Below are 16704 nucleotides of genomic sequence, written 5' to 3'. Positions count from 1 at the left end.
ACTTTTGCTGAGCCACTGAAGCATCACGTGTGAGGTGGGGTGAGGGGAGGGCGAAGTCCGCAGCTCGCGATGATCGCCTGAGTTGGGGCAGCAGGGAAGCACTCAGCCCCGCCCCCCGTCCGCCAGGAACCCCTCCAACCCGTCCAGCAGCATTCCGCTGCCCTGTTCCGCCATGTCGCGTTCCTCCTGCGTGTCGCAGGTCTGGGTGAGGACGATCACGGTGTTGCGGGGGCCCTGTTCGGTGAGTTCCAGGGCCATCAGGGCGGGTCGGGGCGGCCGGGGACGTCCATGCCGAGGACCAGGCGGCTGTGTTCGGCCACCTCCACGTACGAGCCGGTCAGGGGGAACTCCGCGCCGTCGGGGGTCTGCATCGTGGCCTTCCAGGCGCCGCCCGGGCGGACGTCCAGCTCCACGGAGCCGGGGACGGCGTGGGCCCACTGGGCGTACTGGTCGGGGGCGGTCCAGGCCTGCCAGACCCGGGCCACCGGGGCGTCCAGGGTGCGGGTCAGGGTGTAGGAGTAGCCGTCGGCCGGGGCGGAGGTCTGGTCGGTGGTCATGGTGTCCGTCTCCTCAGGGTGTGGTCCGCGTTCGGTCACGCACCTGTTAGACGTCCGGCGGCGCCGGTTCTCATCGGTCCGTCGGGGTGTCCGTCCCGTGGCATCCCGCGTACGGCCGGTCCGAGCCGCACCAGCACGCCGCGCCCCGCTGCGGCGGCCAGGCCACGGCGCGGCCCCGGGCCGCCAGCGTCGTCGCGTACTGGGGGAGGAGGGCCGGGTCGGCCGGGGAGGTGCCCTCGGAGGCGGCGAAGGCCTCGAAGGAGGGGACGGTGCCGCGGACCACGCCCAGGTTGGGGGTGCCGGAGGAGGCGAGTTCGCGCAGGGCCGCCTCCGTCGTCGCCAGGTGCTCCTCGTAGGAGGGGTACTCGGCGGAGAGCGACGGGTACGCGTCGAGGAGTTCCGTCAGTTCGTCGGCCGGCCAGTGGAGCATGGCGACCGGGAAGGGGCGGGAGAGGGCTTCGCGGTAGGCGCCCAGCTCGGCGCGCAGGCGGGAGATCTCCGCCTCCAGGTCGGCCGGGTTGTCCGAGCCCAGGGACCAGACGCGCTTCGGGTCGTGCAGCTCGTCCAGGGAGACCGGCATGGTGTGGAGGGTGTCGGCCAGGGCGTCCCACTCGTCGTGGGCCAGGCCCAGCATCCTGCGGACGCGGTGGCGGCCGTAGAGGAGGGGGTGGGTGGAGTACGGGGGCTCCGGGGCGTCCGTCAGGAGCAGGCGGGCGCCCTCCGTGAACGTCTCGTGCGCCGCCTCCAGTTCGTCGTGGGCCTCCAGGGCCTCCGCCGCGATCACCCAGGGCGCGGGGTCGCGCGGGGACGCCGTGCGGACGCCGTCGATGATCGCCCTGGCCTCCGCCTCGTGGCCGTACTCCCACAGGTTCGACGCCTTCAGGGCGCGGACCAGCGACGGGTTCTCCAACGGGGCGGGGCCGGAGGAGAGCAGGCGGTCGTAGAGCTTGGTCGCGGCCGGACGGTCGCCGGACAGTTCCAGGTGGGCCGCGGCGCGCAGGAGCAGGGTCTCGGCGTCCTCGGGATAGAGGCCGGCGGTCCGTTCCAGGCGGGCCGCCTCGGCGGCGTGGTCGACGTTTTCGGCGGGCGTGTCGGGGCGCATGGATGACACGGTACTGCGGCGAGGTGACGAGGGTGAGGGCCCCGGGGGCCGGCGGCCGGGGCCGCGGGAGCCGGGGCGCGGGGCGATACCGGCGCCCGTGCGGCTCCTGTATAACTGGGGCAAACGTGTGTGCGGGACGGGTGGAGGAGAGGGGGGAACCGCGGTGATCCGGAGCCGGAACGTCCTGCGGGTGCCCCGCGCCCTGTTCGTCCTGCTGCTGGTGGTCCTTCCCGTCGCCCTCGTCGACGTCGGCAGCCTCTCCGCCACCGTCGCGCTCGCCGCGACCGCCGCGGTCGGTTCCGCGCTCGCCGTCTGCGCCGTCATCGCCGCGCGCTGTGTGCCCGCCGTACCGCGCACCCGGGTCCGTACGGCCATCAGGGACCGGGACCTGCGCACGGCCTTCCTGCCCCAACGCGACCCCGACGCCCCCGGGCGCCGCCGGCCCCGAGCGCCCGGACTCGCCCTCCCGGCGACCGCCGCGTAGGGCACCCACCCCTCAGCCAGACCGAGGTACGCCCCGCGCGGGTCGTGTCGTCATGCCGCCGTTTCGCCTCACCCCGGCACGACGAGACCCCCGGAGGGCTCACCCACCCATGTCCGTTTTCGCCAGCCTGGTCGAGCGCCTCGCCGACCTGCTCCAGCCGCTGTTCGGCGCGTCCGCCGCGGCCGCCGCCATCGTCCTGTTCACCGCCCTCGTACGACTCCTCGTCCACCCCCTGTCCCGGGCCGCCGCGCGCGGGCAGAAGGCGCGGGCCGAACTGCAGCCGAGGATCGCCGAGCTGCGCCGCAAGCACGCGAAGAACCCGGAGCGGCTCCAGCGGGCCGTGCTCGAACTGCACGCCGAGGAGAAGGTGTCGCCGCTGTCGGGCTGCCTGCCGAGCCTGTGCCAGCTGCCGGCCTTCTTCCTGCTCTACCACCTCTTCTCCAGCTCCACGATCGGCGGCGAGGCCAACGAACTGCTCTCGCACCGGCTCCTCGCCGCCCCGCTCGGCGGGCGGTGGTCCGACGCGCTCGGCGACGGCGGGCTGCTCGGCGGTGCCGGGGTCGTGTACGTGACGCTCTTCGCGGTCGTCGCGGGCGTCGCCGCCTTCAGCTACCGGCTCACCAAGCGGTCGATGGCCGAGCGGCCGGTGCTGCCGGCCGGGGACGGGGAGGCCGTGCCGGGGATGGGCGCGATCACCAAGGTCATGCCGTTCATGTCCTTCTTCACCCTCGTCACCGTGGCCGTCGTACCGCTGGCCGCCGCGCTGTACGTGGTCACCAGCACGACGTGGAGCGCCGTCGAGCGGGCCGTGCTCCACCGCTGAGCGCCCGGGCCGGTGCGGCGCCCTGGCTACGGTCCAGTACGTGAACGGGGTATTGCGGAGTGGAACCGGACCTTGGAGGATCGAACAGTCCTCCGATGGTCGTCGCGTTACTGCCGCACCCAGATCGCACGCATCGGGCGGGCCGGCCCGCGATCGAGGAGTTGGGTACATGAAGCTGTTGCGAGTCGGTACGGCGGGGTCGGAGCGGCCCGCGCTGCTCGACGCCGACGGAACCCTGCGAGACCTGTCGGGCGTGGTGACGGACGTGGACGGGGCACTGCTCGCCGACGATGCCGCGATGGAGCGGGTACGGTCCGCCGCCGCGGCCGGTGAGCTGCCCGTCCTGGACGCCACCGGGCTGCGCGTCGGTCCGCCCGTGGGGCGGATCGGGAAGATCGTGTGCATCGGGCTCAACTACCACGACCACGCCCGCGAGACCGGGGCCGAGCCGCCCGCCGAGCCGGTCGTCTTCTTCAAGGCGCCGGACACCGTGGTCGGGCCGGACGACACCGTGCTCGTGCCGCGCGGCTCCGTGAAGACCGACTGGGAGGTGGAGCTGGCGGTCGTGATCGGGCGTACGGCCCGCTACCTGGAGTCGGCGGAGGAAGGGCTGGCGTGCGTCGCCGGGTACGCGGTCGCGCACGACGTGTCCGAGCGGGAGTTCCAGATCGAGCGGGGCGGGACCTGGGACAAGGGCAAGAACTGCGAGACGTTCAACCCGCTGGGCCCGTGGCTGGTGACCGCCGACGAGGTGCCCGACCCGCAGCGGCTGTCCCTGCGCCTGTGGGTCAACGGGGAGCTGAAGCAGGACGGGTCGACGGCGGACCAGATCTTCCCGGTGGGCGAGGTCGTGCGGTACGTCAGCCAGTTCATGGTGCTGCGTCCCGGTGACGTCATCAACACCGGGACGCCGGCGGGGGTGGCGATGGGGCAGCCCGAGCCGAAGCCGTATCTGCGGGCGGGGGACGTCGTGGAGCTGGAGGTCGAGGGGCTGGGGCGGCAGCGGCAGGAGCTGAAGAGCGCGTAGGCGCTCCGCTGGGGGAGGGAGGGGCGCCGGGGAGCGCGGTTCGACGACGACCTCGGGCCGGTCGCGGCTGGTCCCGGCTGGTCGCAGCTGGTCTCGGCTGGTCGCGCGGTTCCCCGCGCCCCTCCGGGCCGCGTTCTCCCCCGTCAGCCCGTCAGCTTCTTACGTCAGCCTCCTACGCCAGCAGGGAGGCCAGCCTGCGCCAGCCCTCCCTCGGGAGGGCGGTCATGTCGTCCTCCACCAGCTGGAGGGCGACGTGGTCCGCGCCCGCGTCGTGGAACGCGTCGATCCGGGCCCGGATCGTGGACTCGTCGCCCCAGGCGAAGACGGCGTCGATGAGGCGGTCGCTGCCGCCGCCGGTGACGTCGGCGTCGGTGAAGCCGAGGCCGAGGAAGTTCTTCGTGTAGTTCGGGAGTTCCAGGTAGCGGCCGAGGTAGGCACGGGCGGTCGCGCGGGCGCGGGACGGGTCGGAGTCGAGGACCACCTTGAACTCCGGGGCCAGCAGCGGGCCCGCGCCCAGCCGCTCGCGGGCCTGCGCCGTGTGCTCGGGGGTGACCAGGTACGGGATCGCGCCCGCCGCCCGGTCCCGGGACAGCTCCAGCATCTTCGGGCCGAGCGCCGCCAGGACGCGGTGGCCCGCCCGCATGCCCGCCCGGTCCAGGTCGTCGAGGTAGCCGACCATCGTCGAGTACGGGCGGCTGTAGCCCTGCACGCGGGGGCCGTGGCTCACGCCGAGGCCGAGCAGGAAGCGGCCGGGACGGGCCACCTCCAGCTCGGCGAAGCGGGCCGCGGTCTCGGAGGCCGGGTGCTCCCAGATGCTCTGGATGCTGGTGCCGACGACGATGCGCTCACTCGCCTCGATCAGCGGGGCCGCGTCCTGGGCGGAGGTGTTGCCGCCCAGCCACACGGCGCCGAACCCGAGCCGTTCCAGCTCGGCGACGGCCTCGGCGCGCTCCGCGGCGCGGCCCGGGTCGTCGGCGCGCAGGGCCGCGCTCCACACGCCGTACCGTCCGACCGATTCCTTCAGGGGAGCCGTCTCGTCGCTCATCGGTTGTGATCCCTCCGGTGGGCACCGTGATCATCGTGCGTACCTGCCTGCCAACCACGGGTACCCACCGCTGATTCCCCGAGCGGGCCGTCCGGGGGACCAGCGGGTCGGGAGGGGCCCTACTCGCCCAGGAAGCGCTCCAGCGCCTCCACCACGAGGCGGTGGTCCTCCACCTGCGGGAGCCCGGACACCGTCACCGCGCCGACCACTCCGACGCCGGCCACGGTGAGGGGGAAGGAGCCGCCGTGCGCCGCGTAGGTGTCGGGGTCGAGGCGCGAGGACTCCTCGAAGGTCGTGCCCTTGGCCCGGAAACGGGAGCCGACCAGGTACGAAGCGGAGCCGTACCGTTCCACGACGCGGCGCTTGCGGGCGATCCAGGCGTCGTTGTCGGGGGTCGACCCGGGCAGGGCGGCGTGGAAGAGCTGCTGGCCGGCGCGGTGGATGTCGATGGCCACCGGTGCCTGGCGCTCCCGCGCCAGCTCGACCAGGAGCGAGCCGAGCGCCCACGCGTCGTCGTGGGTGAAGCGGCGGAAGACCAGGCGGCGTTCCTGCGCCTCCAGTTCCTCCACGGTCGGGACGGCGGTGTCGGGGGAGGGGCTCACAGGGTCACCACCCGACCGTCGCGGGCGGACTCGCGGGCCGCCTCCAGTACGTCCAGGGCGGCCGCCGCCTCACGTGCCTCGACCGGGTTCGGTCCGCCCTCGCGCAGGGCCTTCGCCACCGCCGCGTAGTACGCCGGGTAGTCGCCCGGAAGGGTCGCCTCCACGCGTCCGCCGCCGGTCACCGGGGACTCCCCGGCGCCCACGCGGCCCCACAGCGACTCGTCCTCCTCGCCCCAGCCGGGGCCGGGCCGCTTGCCCTCGCGCAGCGCCGCCTCCTGCGGGTCCAGGCCGTGCTTGACGTACCCGGCCTCCGAGCCCAGGACCCGGAAGCGCGGGCCGAGCTGGGCGGCGGTGGAGGAGACGTAGAGGTGGGAGCGGACGCCGTTCGCGTGGGTGATCGCGATGAAGGTGTCGTCGTCCGCCTCCGCGCCGGTCCGTCGCACGACGGACTCGGCGTACACCTGGGTGGCCGGGCCGAACAGGACCAGGGCCTGGTCGACGACATGGCTGCCGAGGTCGTACAGGAGCCCCCCGATCTCCGCCGGGTCGCCGGACTCGCGCCAGCCGCCCTTCGGCTTGGGCCGCCAGCGCTCGAAGCGGGACTCGAAGCGCCATACGTCGCCCAGGGCGCCCTCGGCGAGCAGCTTGCGGAGGGTGAGGAAGTCGTTGTCCCAGCGGCGGTTCTGGAAGACGGAGAGCAGCAGGCCGCGCTCCTCGGCCAGCGCCGCCAGCTCGCGCGCCTCGGCCGCCGTGCCCGCGAGCGGCTTGTCCACCACGACCGGCAGCCCGGCCTCCAGCGCCCGCTTCGCGAGCGGTACGTGCGTCTTGTTCGGGGACGCGATGACGACGAGGTCCAGCTCGGCGGCCCGGTCGAACAGCTCGTCGGGTCCGGCGACGGTCCGTACGTCCGGGAACTCGGCGCGGGCCTGCCGCTGCCGGTCGGGGTTCGAGGTGACCACCGTGTCCAGGGCCAGACCCTCGGTGGCGGCGATCAGCGGGGCGTGGAAGACGGAGCCCGCGAGTCCGTAGCCGACGAGGCCGACGCGCAGAGGGCTGCCGGGGGGAGTACCAGTCATGCTCCCCACTTTCGCAACGGTGTTGCCAAAGTGCAAGCGCCGGAGACAATGGGGGCGTGAAGAGGAGTGACGGCGGAGGTACGGGGGCGGGTGCCTCGGGTGGTCCTACCGGTACCTCGGGTGCCTCGGGTGGTCCTACCGGTACTGCGGGTGCGGGTGCGGGTACGGGTGCGCGGGTGTCGGGCGTGGCGGCGGGGCGCGGTCCGGGCGCGGTCCCCGCGGTGGCCGGCGGCGGGATGCGCGGCGCGGCCGGCGGGGCCAATCTGCTCGCCCTGCGCAGCCACAACACCGCCCTGGTGCTCGACCTGCTGCGCACCGCCGGCGCCGGGGGCATCAGCCGGCTGGAACTCGCCGAGCGGACCGGGCTGACCCCGCAGGCGGTCAGCAAGATCACCGCCCGGCTCCGGCAGGACGGTCTCGCCGCCGAGGCCGGACGCCGCGCCTCCACGGGCGGCAAGCCCCGTACGGTACTGCGCCTGGTCCCGGAGGCGGGCCACGCGCTCGGCGTGCACCTGGACCGGGACGAGCTGCGGGCGGTGCTGGTGGACCTCGACGGTGCCGTGGTGGGGGAGCGGCGTGACCCCCTGCACCTCGGAGCGGGGGCGGAGGCCGTGGTGGAGGGGGTGGCGCGGGCGGCCCGTGAACTGGTCGCGGAGGCGTCCCTGCTCCCGGAGGGCGCCGCGCGACCGCCGGGCGGCGCCCTCGGTGTCGTCCCCGGTCTCCTCGGCCTCGGAGTCGCCCTGCCGGGGCCGCTCGACCACGTCCGCGGTGTGCTGCACCGCGTCACCGGCTTCCCGGAGTGGGACGGGTTCCCGCTGCGGGACGCGCTGGTGCGGCGGCTCGGCGTGCCGGTCGTCGTCGACAAGGACACCAACGCGGCGGCGCTCGGCCTCGCGGTCGGCGGCGAGGGCGGCGACGGCGGCTCCTTCGCCTACCTGCACCTCGGTACGGGGCTCGGCGCCGGTCTGGTGATCGGCGGGGGCGTGCACCGGGGCGCGCGGACCGGCGCGGGCGAGTTCGGGCACCAGGTCGTCCAGCTGGACGGTCCGCCCTGCACCTGCGGAGCCCGCGGCTGCACCGAGGCGCTGTGCCTGGCGGCCGTCGCCCGCGGCGACCTCGCGGAGGCGGCCAGGGTGCTGGGCACCGGTGCCGCGAACCTCGCCGGGCTGCTGGACATCGACCTGGTCCTGCTCGGCGGCCGTACCGTCGCCGCCGCGCCCGAGGCCTTCGTCCGCGGCGTCGGCGCGGTCCTCGACGCCCGGGCGCGGCGCGAGGGCGGGGACGACGGTGCCGTGCCGGTGCGGATCGCGCCGGGCGGGACACGCGGGGTGGCGGAGGGCGCGGCCCAGTTGCTGCTGGCGCCGCTCTTCGGGCGGGGCGACGCCTGACGGGGCAAGGGCCGGCGCACCCGGCGCCGAGCCCCGTGCCCCGAGGGTCGGCGCCGGTCCGGACCGATGCCCGGCGGTCAGCGGTCAGCGGTCACTGGTCGCTAGTCACAGGTCAGTGGTCACCGGCCCACTGCGCACGCGTCCCCGTTGAGCGTGAACCGCGGTGGCGGCGAGGCGTCACCGGTGTGCTCCGCCAGATAGCCCAGCGTGACGCTCGCGCCCGGCGCGATCGTGGCGTTGTGCGGGGCGTTGGCCGCCGAGACCGCGTTGCCGCCCTGGAACAGCTCCGTGTTCCAGTCGGAGACGACGGTCTGCCCGAGGGACAGCGGGAACGCGAGCGTCCAGCCGCTCACCGGCGTATCGCCCGTGTTGGTGACGGTGAGGTCGACCGTCGCGCCGGTGCCCCAGGCGGTCACCGTCCGGTCCACCCGGCAGGTCGGCTCCTCCTGCGCGAACGACACGCGGTGCAGGCCGCCCGGCAGGTCGTTCACCACGTAGAACTCCCCGTCGACGGTGGTGCCGACCGACGTCACCTGGGTGGGCATCTCCCCGATCTCGGCCTGCTCGTAGCCGCCCCGCCCGGCGGGGCGCAGCGCCCAGACGGTGGACGAGCAGTAGTCGGTGGCGATGTACACGCCGCCCACCAGGCCGGCGTACTCCCGACCCCGGTAGACGTGGCCGCCGATGACCGAACAGCCGCCGGTGTACGGGGAGTAGGTGAAGACCGGCTCGGTGTGCTGGGCGCCGGGCGCGCAGTCGCCGCCCTCGAACTTCTCCAGGCCCTCGTAGCAGGACCAGCCCAGGTTCAGCCCGCCCCGCCCGGCGGGGAGGTGGTCGATCTCCTCCCAGCGGCCCTGGCCGACGTCACCGATCCACATCGAGCCGTCGGCGCGGTCGAAGGAGAAGCGCCAGGGATTGCGGAGCCCGTAGAGCCAGATCTCCGGGCGGGCGCCGGGGGTGTCGACGAAGGGGTTGTCGCCGGGGACGCAGTACGCGAGCGGAGCGCAGGCGCGGCTCACGTCCACGCGCATGATCTTGCCCAGCAGGGTGTCCAGGCGCTGCCCGGACCGGAAGGGGTCGCCGGAACCGCCGCCGTCGCCGATGCTCCAGTACAACTTGCCGTCGGGGCCGAAGGCGAGCTGGCCGCCGTTGTGGTTGCTGTACTCGGCGTGCGGCTGGGCGAGCAGGGGTTCCAGTCGGGACTCGTCCAGCCGGTACCGGGCGAGGGTGACCGCGCCGTCGGGCAGTGCCGTGTACGCCAGGTACAGGTCCTGGCTGTCGGCGAAGTCGGGCGGGAGGGCGATGCCGAGCAGGCCGCGTTCGTTGCCCGACTCGTCCACGGACGAGGTGATGTCGAGGAGCGGGGCGGAGGCCAGGCCGGTGTCCGGGTGGTAGACGCGGAGCCGGCCGGACTTCTCGGTGATGAACAGCCGGTCCGTGCCGTCGTCCGGGGCGGCGAGGGCGGTGGGCCGTCTCAGCCCGGAGGCGACCTGGGTGGTGGTGGCGCTGATCGAGGGGAGGGGGACGGGCGACGGGTCCGCCGCCGCTGCGGGCGAGGGGGCGAGGGCCGTCAGCAGGAGGGCCGCGACGGCCAGGAGGAGGGTGCTGAGGAGGAACGCCGGACGGCGTCTCGGGGCGACGATCGAACGATGGTCATGCATATGACAAGAAGATGCGGACATGAGGGGTCCCTTCGCGGTATGGGAGCGCTCCCGTCCCTCAGGCTGGGGCGCGTGAGGCGGACCGGCAACACGCGATCGCGCCACTTTCGCACCGGCTGGCTCAAACGGACACCGTCCGGTGCGGAGGCCGTTCGGGGCCGTTCGGCATGCGGCCCCCGCGCACGCGACGGTGCCGCCGATCGAGCGGTGTCGGTGCTCCGTCCGGGCGGCGTGGCCCGAACGGCGGTGCCCGCGAGCGTGACCCACCGGCACGCTCATGTGTTTATGCGACTGTTCACGCCCGTGTCCCCCCGCCTGGTGGCGGCAGCCGCCCTCCTCGCCGCCTCCGCGTCCGTCGCCCCGGCCCACGCGGACCCGCGGGCCCCCGCCCCGCTGCGCGCCTGCACGGCCCCGGACGACCACACCTTCCCCCTCACCACCCGCATCCACGGCGGTCCCGCCGAGTACGAGGCCGGCGGCGGCTTCGGCACCTGGTACCTGGACCTCACCAACACCACGTCCCGCACCTGCGAGGGCATCCACCCCGTGGTCGTCCTCGTCGACGGGAAGCGGGCGCTGGAGCCGTCGCAGCCCCGCCTGGAGTTCTACGACGACGGCCGGCCGCACTCCGTCGCCTTCGAGGAGACCGACCGGGACGAGCTGATCGGCGCGTTCGGCGAGGGCCCCGCCGAGGACGGTGAGGAGTCCTTCCCCGGCTTCACCGTCGGGCCCGGCGAGACGCTCACCGTCAGGATGAGGCTCGCCGTCACCTCGGACGCCGAGGCCGGCGAGGTCACCGCCAACGCCGCGGTCGTCCAGCGCCGAGGGGGCGACGGCGAGTGGATCGGCCAGTCGAACGACTACCGCTTCCGCGTCCGCGACGGCGCCTCGGCCGGCCCGTCGGCCACGGAACCGGACGGCGCGTCGTCCACCGGGCGGGACACCGCCCCCGCCACCCCCTCAGCCCCCGCCTCCCCCTCCGTCGCCGCCACCCCGGACGGCCGGGACACCGCCCTCCCCTTCGCCGACGAACTCGCCGGCACCGGACGGGGCCGGGTGGACGCGGCCCTGGGCGTCACCGCCCTGCTCCTCGCCGCCGGCGGCACGGCCGTACTGCTGGCCCGCCGACGCCGCTGACCCGCACGCCACCCCGCGCACGCCCCCGGCACGCCCTCCCCGCACGCTTGCCCCACCCGCCGAGCCCCGGCGGCAACGCCCGCCCGAAAAGGCCCCCGACGCCCCCGACGCCCGCCGACCCGCCAAGCCCCGCAGCGACACCCCCGACACCCCCGATGCCCGCCGACCCGCCAAGCCCGCATCGACGCCCTCGACGCCCGCCCTCCCCCGGCCAAGCCCGCAGCGGCGCCCCCCAACCCCGAGCACCCGCGCACACCCCCCGTAACCCCCGTCTGCGAACATCCCTGCGTGGACTACCCGAACGACCAGGCCCCGGGCGCCCCCGTCCGCTCCGGGATCCCGGAGCACGGCCGCGTGCCGAAGTACTACGCCGTCAAGGCGCGGATCGACCGTCTGGTCGGCGAACTGGGGGAAGGCAGCGCCATCCCCACCGAGCGGGACCTCTCCGAGCGGTACGAGGTCGCCCGCGAGACCGTCCGGCAGGCCCTGCGCGAGCTGGTCCTGGAGGGCAAGCTGCGCCGGCAGGGGCGCGGCACCGTGGTGGCCGGTCCCAAGCTGGAGCAGCCGCTGTCCCTGGCCAGCTACACCGAGGGCGTCCGGCGCCAGGGCCGTACCCCCGGCCGCGCGCTCGTCACCCTGGACCGCTTCCCCTGCCCCGACGCGCTCGCCGCCGAGACCGGTCTCACGCGCGGGGAGCCGGTCTGGCACCTGGAGCGGGTGCTGCTCGCCGACGACGAACGGGTCGGCCTGGAGAGCACCTACGTCTCCGTGGCCCGCGTCCCCGACCTGGACGCCGCCTTCGACCCCGACTCGTCCTTCTACGGCTTCCTCGCCGGGCAGGGCATCGCCTTCGGTGACGCCGACGAACGCATCGAGACCGTGCTCGCCACCCCGCGCGAGGCGCTGCTCATCGGCACCCCGCCGGCCCTTCCGATGCTGCTCATCCACCGCGTCTCCCGGGACGCCGAGGGCCGCCCGCTGGAGCGGGTGCGCACCCTGTTCCGCGGCGATCGCTTCTCCTTCACCACCCGTCTGCGCGGCTGACGGCGGCCGAAAAGCGCCCCCGCTGATCCCCCACGTCGATAACGAAAAGATAACGGGTCTAGCCCAAACGTGACGACCAGTTCACGCTCTCGTAGTCAGCCGGATTCCTCCGGTTCCCCGATGGCAAGGAGCGTGGCGGTTGTGAGAGTGATAGTCGTCGGAGCCGGCGTGGTGGGAACCATGCACGCCTGGCACGCAGTGAACCGCGGCCACGAGGTCGTACAGATCGACCGCGAGACCGAGGCCCGCGGCGCCTCACTGCGCAATTTCGGCCAGATCTGGGTCAGTGGCCGCGCGGGCGGCGAGGAGCTGGAGACCGCGCTGCGGGCCCGGGAGCTGTGGGAGGAGATCGGCGCCCGCGTCCCGGCGCTCGGCTTCCGCCCGAACGGCTCCCTGACCCCCGTACGCGGCGACCTGGAGCGGGCCGTCGCCGAGGCGGCCGTGGCCCGCCCGGACGCCGCCGCCCGCGGCTACAAGCTGCTCACCCCGGGCGAGGCCCGCGCGATCAACCCCGCCCTGCGCGGCGATTTCGACGCGGCCCTGTACTGCGAGCGCGACGCCGCCGTCGAACCCCGCACCGCCCAGCTCGCCCTCCGCGCCGAGCTGCTGCGATCCCCGGGCTACACCTTCCTGCCCGGCCGCGAGGTCCGCGAGGTCGTCGGCGAGAGGGCCGTCCGCGACGACCACGGCGAGGTGCACACCGGCGACGCCGTCGTCCTCGCCACCGGCGCCTGGCTCGGCGGCCTGGTCCGCGAGCTGGCCGGGCCCGACCTGCCCGTGCGCCGGGTCCGCCTGCAGATGATGCAGACCGACCCCCTCGGCGAACCGCTGACCACCTCGGTCGCCGACGCCGACAGCTTCCGCTACTACCCGGCGTACGCCTCGCCCGCCCTGGACGAGCTGAACGCCCGGCAACCGCAGCCGGCCACGGCCGCGGAGCACGCCATGCAGCTGCTGATGGTGCAGCGCGCCGACGGCGGCCTGACCATCGGCGACACCCACGAGTACGAGCACCCCTTCGCCTTCGACACCGTCGAGGACCCCTACGACCACCTCACCGGTGTCGTCGAGTCCCTCCTCGGCCGCCCGCTGCCGAAGATCCGGCGCCGCTGGGCCGGCGTGTACGCGCAGTGCACCGACACGAGCCGGGTCGTGCACCGGCAGCGGGTGCGCGACGGCGTGTGGCTGGTCACCGGGCCCGGCGGGCGCGGCATGACCTGCTCACCCGCGATAGCCGAGACCACCGCGAACGAACTGGGCTGGTGACACCCCCATGACCCCCATGACCCCCATGATCTCCGTGAACCCGACCGACATCCGCCTCGTCGTCCTCGACATGGCCGGCACCACCGTCGCCGACGGCGGCCTCGTCGAGCGCGCCTTCGACGCCGCCGCCCGCGAACTGGGCGTCGAACCCGGCACCGACGACCACGCCGCCAAGCTGGCCCATGTCCGCGCCACCATGGGCGAGTCCAAGATCTCCGTCTTCCGGCACCTGTTCGGCGACGAGGACCGCGCGCGGCAGGCCAACGCCGCCTTCGAGAAGGCGTACGGCGAACTCGTCGGCGACGGCCTCGTCGCCCCCGTCCCCGGCGCCCGCGAGGCGGTCGAGGAACTGGCCGCCGACGGCCGCACCGTCGTCCTCACCACCGGCTTCGCCCGCGTCACCCAGGACGCGATCCTCGACGCGCTCGGCTGGCGGGACCTGGTGCCGCTCACCCTGTGCCCCGCCGACGCGGGCGGGCGCGGACGGCCCTACCCGGACATGGTGCTGGAGGCGTTCCTGCGCACCAAGGCCGCCGACGCCGTCCACCAGGTGGCCGTCGTCGGCGACACCTCGTACGACGTGCTCAGCGGCGTACGGGCCGGCGCCGGACTGGTCGCCGGGGTGCGCACCGGAGCCCACGGTGACGACGCCTTCCGCGAGGCGGGCGCCGGCCACGTGCTGGACTCCGTCGCCGACCTGCCCGCCCTCCTGCGGGGAGCAGCCGGCCGATGAGCACCACAAGCAGCGGCATCCGCTTCGACTCGGTCACCGTCGCCTACGACGGCAACGTCGTCCTGGACGCCCTCGACCTCACCGTCGGACCGGGCGAGGTCATGGCGCTGCTCGGGCCGTCCGGATCCGGCAAGACCACCGCGCTGCGGGCGGTCGCCGGGTTCGTACGGCCCGCCTCCGGGCGGGTCTTCCTCGGCGACCGCGACGTCACCGATCTGCCCCCGCACCGGCGCGGCATCGGCATGGTCGTCCAGCAGTACGCCCTGTTCCCGCACATGCGGGTGGAGGACAACGTCGCCTTCGGCCTCAAGGCCCGCAAGGTCGCCAAGGCCGAGATCCGCACCCGCGTCCTCGAGGCGCTGGAGATGACCGGCATGGGCGCCTACGCCCGCCGCCACCCGCGTGAGCTGTCCGGCGGCCAGCAGCAGCGCGTCGCCATCGCCCGCGCCCTCGCCATCCGCCCGGACGTCCTGCTCCTCGACGAGCCGCTGTCCGCCCTCGACGCCCAGCTCCGCTCCGGCATGCTCGCCGAACTGGCCCGCCTGCACCGCGAACTGCCCGACGTGTCGATCCTCTACGTCACCCACGACCAGGTCGAGGCCCTCACCCTCGCCGACCGGATCGCCGTGATGGACAGGGCGAAGCTGCGCGCGTGCGGGACGCCGAGGGAGTTGTACCGGGCGCCGGCCGACGCGTTCACGGCGTCCTTCGTGGGCGGCGCGAACCTGCTGCCGGTGACCGTCGGGGACCGGGGAGTGTCCTTCGAGGACGCGGAGATCGAGGTCGACACGGGGGGTGTCGCGCGGGGCGCGTCGGCCACCCTGTGCGTACGGCCGCACCTCGTCGGGCTCGGTGACGGGCCCAACCGGCTCACCGGCACGGTGGGGGAGATCCAGTGGCGGGGCGCCACACACCGGCTGTACGTCGACGTCGCCGGGCACCGCGTGATGGCGGACCTGCGCGAGCTGAAGGCTCCGCCGGCGCACGGGGAGTCGGTGAGCCTGCACTTCGCGCCCGAGGACGCGGTGCTGCTGCCCGCGGGGGTGGGAGGTGGCTGAGATCGCGCACAAGGTGCGGGTTGTTCGTGGCCGGTCGCGCCCAGGCGGCGGTGGCCGCCGATCGAGCACGGCCCCGCGCCCCTTCGGGGCGCTGCTCTGGGCCCTGCCCCCGGTGGCCCTGCTCGCCCTCGTCTTCCTCTATCCCCTCGCCCTCGTCGTCCAGCAGTCCTTCCAGCCCGACACCGGCGGCACCTCGGTCCAGCCCTACGCCGACGTCCTCGCCTCGCCCGCCTTCCGCGAGGCGTTGTGGACCACCGTGTGGCTGGCGGTGGCCGCCACCGTCGGCTGCCTGGTGCTCGGGTTCGTGCTCGCGCTGATCATCGCCTTCGTGCCGTTCCCGGGATCGAAGGCGGTGGCCCGCTTCATCGACGTCTTCCTGTCCTTCCCGTCCTTCCTGATCACGCTCGCCCTGCTGTTCGTCTACGGCACGGTCGGCATGGCCAACGGGGCGTGGACGGACGTGACGGGGGCCGCCGAGGGTCCGTTCCAGTTCCTCACCACGCCCTGGGGCGTGCTGCTCGCGGAGATCACGTACTTCACGCCGTTCGTGATGCGCCCGCTGCTCGCCGCCTTCTCCCAGCTGGACACCGGGCAACTGGAGGCCGCCAGTTCGCTGGGCGCCCGCGCGCCCCGCATCGTGCGGCGGGTCATCCTGCCCGAGGCGCTGCCCGCCCTCGCGGCCGGCGGCAGCCTGGTCCTGGTCCTGTGCCTGAACGAGTTCGGCATCGTGCTCTTCACCGGCGCCAAGGGCGTCACGACCCTGCCGACCCTCGTCTACGGCAAGGCCATCCTGGAGTCCGACTACCCGGGCGCCTGCGTCGTCGCCGTCGTCAACGTCCTGATCTCCGTGGGCCTCTACGGCCTCTACCGGGTGGTGAGCCGCCGTGCTGGTGCATAGCCGCGGGGCGAGGTGGGCCGTGTGGACGGTCTTCTTCCTCCTCTTCGTCCCCCTGTTCGCCCTGCCCCTCCTCGTCGTCCTCGGCGCCTCCTTCGCCACCCACTGGTCCAGCGTCCTGCCCTCCGGCTTCACCACCGGCCACTACGAGGCGGCGACCCGCGGCGAGGCCCTCCAGGCACTCACCACCAGCCTGGTCACCGCCGTCAGCGCCAGCCTCGTCGCCCTCGCGGCCGGCACCTGGGCCGCGCTCGCCGCGGCGGCCCTCGGGAAGCGGTACCGCAAGGTGCTCGACGCCCTGTTCGTGCTGCCCGTCGCCGTGCCCTCGGTCGTCGTCGGCCTCGCCACCCTGGTCGCCTTCTCCCAGCCGCCGATGCTGCTCAACGGCACCCGCTGGATCGTGATCATCGCCCACGCGGTCCTGGTCACCGCCTTCGCCTACCAGTCGGTGTCCGCGGCGATCACCCGCCTCGACCCGGCCTACGCACAGGCCGCCGCGTCCCTCGGCGCCTCCCCGGCGTACGTCCTGTGGCGGGTGCGGCTGCCGCTGCTGCTGCCGTCCCTGACGGCCGCCGCCGGACTCTGCTTCGCCCTGTCCATGGGCGAGCTGAGCGCCACGATGATGCTCTACCCGCCGGACTGGACCCCGCTGCCGGTCCTGATCTACGCCGCCACCGACCGCGGCGCCCTGTTCACCGGCTCCGCCATCGCCGTCGTCCTGATGGCGGCGACCCTGCTGGTGCTGCTCGCCGTCTCCCGGATCCGCACCCGAGCCTCCTACCGGTAACCACCCCTCTCCGCCCCTG

The 16704-nt window shown here is 74.2% G+C and carries 16 protein-coding genes and 1 pseudogene; 11 read left to right on the top strand and 6 right to left on the bottom strand.

Translation table 11 applies throughout. The features are described from left to right. Nucleotides 1–102 precede the first annotated feature (102 nt). Together ACFZP7_RS13640 and ACFZP7_RS13635 are read right to left on the bottom strand one after the other, a co-directional pair. A pseudogene (locus ACFZP7_RS13640) lies at nucleotides 103–557 on the bottom strand (SRPBCC domain-containing protein). Between the two features lie 70 nt (nucleotides 558–627). After that, nucleotides 628–1659 carry a hypothetical protein gene (locus tag ACFZP7_RS13635; protein ID WP_385634505.1) on the bottom strand — a complete coding sequence of 344 codons (1032 nt, stop codon included), beginning with the start codon at nucleotides 1657–1659 and terminating at the stop codon, nucleotides 628–630. A gap of 163 nt (nucleotides 1660–1822) precedes the next feature. On the opposite strand from ACFZP7_RS13635, the gene ACFZP7_RS13630 reads away from it, so the two are divergent. The 3 genes from ACFZP7_RS13630 to ACFZP7_RS13620 all read left to right on the top strand — a co-directional run bounded on the left by ACFZP7_RS13630 (nucleotide 1823) and on the right by ACFZP7_RS13620 (nucleotide 3993). Then, on the top strand, nucleotides 1823–2143 hold the full coding sequence (locus ACFZP7_RS13630) for a DUF6412 domain-containing protein (protein WP_030975183.1): 321 nt from the start codon (nucleotides 1823–1825) through the stop codon (nucleotides 2141–2143). A 109-nt stretch (nucleotides 2144–2252) separates the two neighbouring features. Beyond that, a complete protein-coding gene (locus ACFZP7_RS13625) occupies nucleotides 2253–2966 on the top strand; it encodes a YidC/Oxa1 family membrane protein insertase (RefSeq protein WP_125538538.1) in 714 nt (237 codons plus the stop codon). Between the two features lie 169 nt (nucleotides 2967–3135). Next, nucleotides 3136–3993 carry a fumarylacetoacetate hydrolase family protein gene (locus ACFZP7_RS13620; RefSeq protein ID WP_210952136.1) on the top strand — a complete coding sequence of 286 codons (858 nt, stop codon included), beginning with the start codon at nucleotides 3136–3138 and terminating at the stop codon, nucleotides 3991–3993. Nucleotides 3994–4165: 172 nt separating this feature from the next. On the opposite strand, the gene ACFZP7_RS13615 is transcribed toward ACFZP7_RS13620, so the two are convergent. The 3 genes from ACFZP7_RS13615 to ACFZP7_RS13605 all read right to left on the bottom strand — a co-directional run bounded on the left by ACFZP7_RS13615 (nucleotide 4166) and on the right by ACFZP7_RS13605 (nucleotide 6716). After that, nucleotides 4166–5038 carry an LLM class F420-dependent oxidoreductase gene (locus ACFZP7_RS13615; RefSeq protein WP_127440696.1) on the bottom strand — a complete coding sequence of 291 codons (873 nt, stop codon included), beginning with the start codon at nucleotides 5036–5038 and terminating at the stop codon, nucleotides 4166–4168. 119 nt (nucleotides 5039–5157) lie between these two features. Further along, entirely contained in the window at nucleotides 5158–5640 is a 483-nt protein-coding gene (locus ACFZP7_RS13610) for a heme-degrading domain-containing protein (RefSeq protein WP_030975177.1), read from the bottom strand. Then, nucleotides 5637–6716, bottom strand: coding sequence for a Gfo/Idh/MocA family oxidoreductase (locus tag ACFZP7_RS13605; RefSeq protein WP_127440695.1), 1080 nt, complete (start codon nucleotides 6714–6716; stop codon nucleotides 5637–5639). Before ACFZP7_RS13605 ends, ACFZP7_RS13610 begins: the two co-directional genes overlap by 4 nt. Nucleotides 6717–6952: 236 nt before the next feature. Between ACFZP7_RS13605 and ACFZP7_RS13600 the strand changes: the two genes are divergently transcribed. After that, nucleotides 6953–8104 (top strand): ROK family protein, encoded by a 1152-nt coding sequence (locus tag ACFZP7_RS13600; RefSeq protein WP_385638435.1) that lies wholly within the window; start codon nucleotides 6953–6955, stop codon nucleotides 8102–8104. 119 nt (nucleotides 8105–8223) lie between these two features. Here the strand turns inward: ACFZP7_RS13600 and ACFZP7_RS13595 are convergent, their stop codons facing one another. Next, the gene (locus ACFZP7_RS13595; protein ID WP_385634504.1) at nucleotides 8224–9765 is read right to left on the bottom strand and encodes a PQQ-dependent sugar dehydrogenase; all 1542 of its coding nucleotides are present in this window, start codon (nucleotides 9763–9765) and stop codon (nucleotides 8224–8226) included. Between the two features lie 285 nt (nucleotides 9766–10050). On the opposite strand from ACFZP7_RS13595, the gene ACFZP7_RS13590 reads away from it, so the two are divergent. The 7 genes from ACFZP7_RS13590 to ACFZP7_RS13560 all read left to right on the top strand — a co-directional run bounded on the left by ACFZP7_RS13590 (nucleotide 10051) and on the right by ACFZP7_RS13560 (nucleotide 16685). Then, on the top strand, nucleotides 10051–10902 hold the full coding sequence (locus ACFZP7_RS13590) for a hypothetical protein (RefSeq protein WP_385634503.1): 852 nt from the start codon (nucleotides 10051–10053) through the stop codon (nucleotides 10900–10902). Nucleotides 10903–11190: 288 nt separating this feature from the next. Beyond that, nucleotides 11191–11946 carry a GntR family transcriptional regulator gene (locus tag ACFZP7_RS13585; RefSeq protein ID WP_030979299.1) on the top strand — a complete coding sequence of 252 codons (756 nt, stop codon included), beginning with the start codon at nucleotides 11191–11193 and terminating at the stop codon, nucleotides 11944–11946. Between the two features lie 120 nt (nucleotides 11947–12066). Then, nucleotides 12067–13212: a TIGR03364 family FAD-dependent oxidoreductase gene (locus ACFZP7_RS13580; protein ID WP_385634502.1), complete on the top strand. Its 1146-nt coding sequence runs from the start codon at nucleotides 12067–12069 to the stop codon at nucleotides 13210–13212. 16 nt (nucleotides 13213–13228) lie between these two features. Beyond that, a complete protein-coding gene (locus ACFZP7_RS13575; RefSeq protein WP_385638432.1) occupies nucleotides 13229–13945 on the top strand; it encodes an HAD family hydrolase in 717 nt (238 codons plus the stop codon). After that, the gene (locus ACFZP7_RS13570) at nucleotides 13942–15003 is read left to right on the top strand and encodes an ABC transporter ATP-binding protein (protein ID WP_031014206.1); all 1062 of its coding nucleotides are present in this window, start codon (nucleotides 13942–13944) and stop codon (nucleotides 15001–15003) included. Before ACFZP7_RS13575 ends, ACFZP7_RS13570 begins: the two co-directional genes overlap by 4 nt. A gap of 91 nt (nucleotides 15004–15094) precedes the next feature. Continuing rightward, nucleotides 15095–15901 carry a 2-aminoethylphosphonate ABC transporter permease subunit gene (locus tag ACFZP7_RS13565; RefSeq protein ID WP_234310833.1) on the top strand — a complete coding sequence of 269 codons (807 nt, stop codon included), beginning with the start codon at nucleotides 15095–15097 and terminating at the stop codon, nucleotides 15899–15901. Next, on the top strand, nucleotides 15888–16685 hold the full coding sequence (locus tag ACFZP7_RS13560) for an ABC transporter permease (RefSeq protein WP_185908245.1): 798 nt from the start codon (nucleotides 15888–15890) through the stop codon (nucleotides 16683–16685). The genes ACFZP7_RS13565 and ACFZP7_RS13560 overlap by 14 nt, the downstream gene beginning before the upstream one ends. Nucleotides 16686–16704 lie beyond the last annotated feature (19 nt).

Source organism: Streptomyces sp. SudanB5_2050 (assembly GCF_964272335.1).
GTDB classification, from domain to species: domain Bacteria; phylum Actinomycetota; class Actinomycetes; order Streptomycetales; family Streptomycetaceae; genus Streptomyces; species Streptomyces rochei.
This window is presented reverse-complemented; position numbering and strand designations above follow the sequence as displayed.

Bases quoted from the DNA above. Each gene is read 5' to 3' on its own strand.
- ACFZP7_RS13615 (WP_127440696.1), bottom strand. From the start codon at position 5,038: ATGAGCGACGAGACGGCTCCCCTGAAGGAATCGGTCGGACGGTACGGC.
- ACFZP7_RS13575 (WP_385638432.1), top strand. From the start codon at position 13,229: ATGACCCCCATGATCTCCGTGAACCCGACCGACATCCGCCTCGTCGTC.
- ACFZP7_RS13590 (WP_385634503.1), top strand. From the start codon at position 10,051: ATGCGACTGTTCACGCCCGTGTCCCCCCGCCTGGTGGCGGCAGCCGCC.
- ACFZP7_RS13620 (WP_210952136.1), top strand. From the start codon at position 3,136: ATGAAGCTGTTGCGAGTCGGTACGGCGGGGTCGGAGCGGCCCGCGCTG.
- ACFZP7_RS13625 (WP_125538538.1), top strand. From the start codon at position 2,253: ATGTCCGTTTTCGCCAGCCTGGTCGAGCGCCTCGCCGACCTGCTCCAG.
- ACFZP7_RS13600 (WP_385638435.1), top strand. From the start codon at position 6,953: ATGCGCGGCGCGGCCGGCGGGGCCAATCTGCTCGCCCTGCGCAGCCAC.
- ACFZP7_RS13570 (WP_031014206.1), top strand. From the start codon at position 13,942: ATGAGCACCACAAGCAGCGGCATCCGCTTCGACTCGGTCACCGTCGCC.
- ACFZP7_RS13580 (WP_385634502.1), top strand. From the start codon at position 12,067: ATGGCAAGGAGCGTGGCGGTTGTGAGAGTGATAGTCGTCGGAGCCGGC.
- ACFZP7_RS13605 (WP_127440695.1), bottom strand. From the start codon at position 6,716: ATGACTGGTACTCCCCCCGGCAGCCCTCTGCGCGTCGGCCTCGTCGGC.
- ACFZP7_RS13595 (WP_385634504.1), bottom strand. From the start codon at position 9,765: ATGCATGACCATCGTTCGATCGTCGCCCCGAGACGCCGTCCGGCGTTC.
- ACFZP7_RS13635 (WP_385634505.1), bottom strand. From the start codon at position 1,659: ATGCGCCCCGACACGCCCGCCGAAAACGTCGACCACGCCGCCGAGGCG.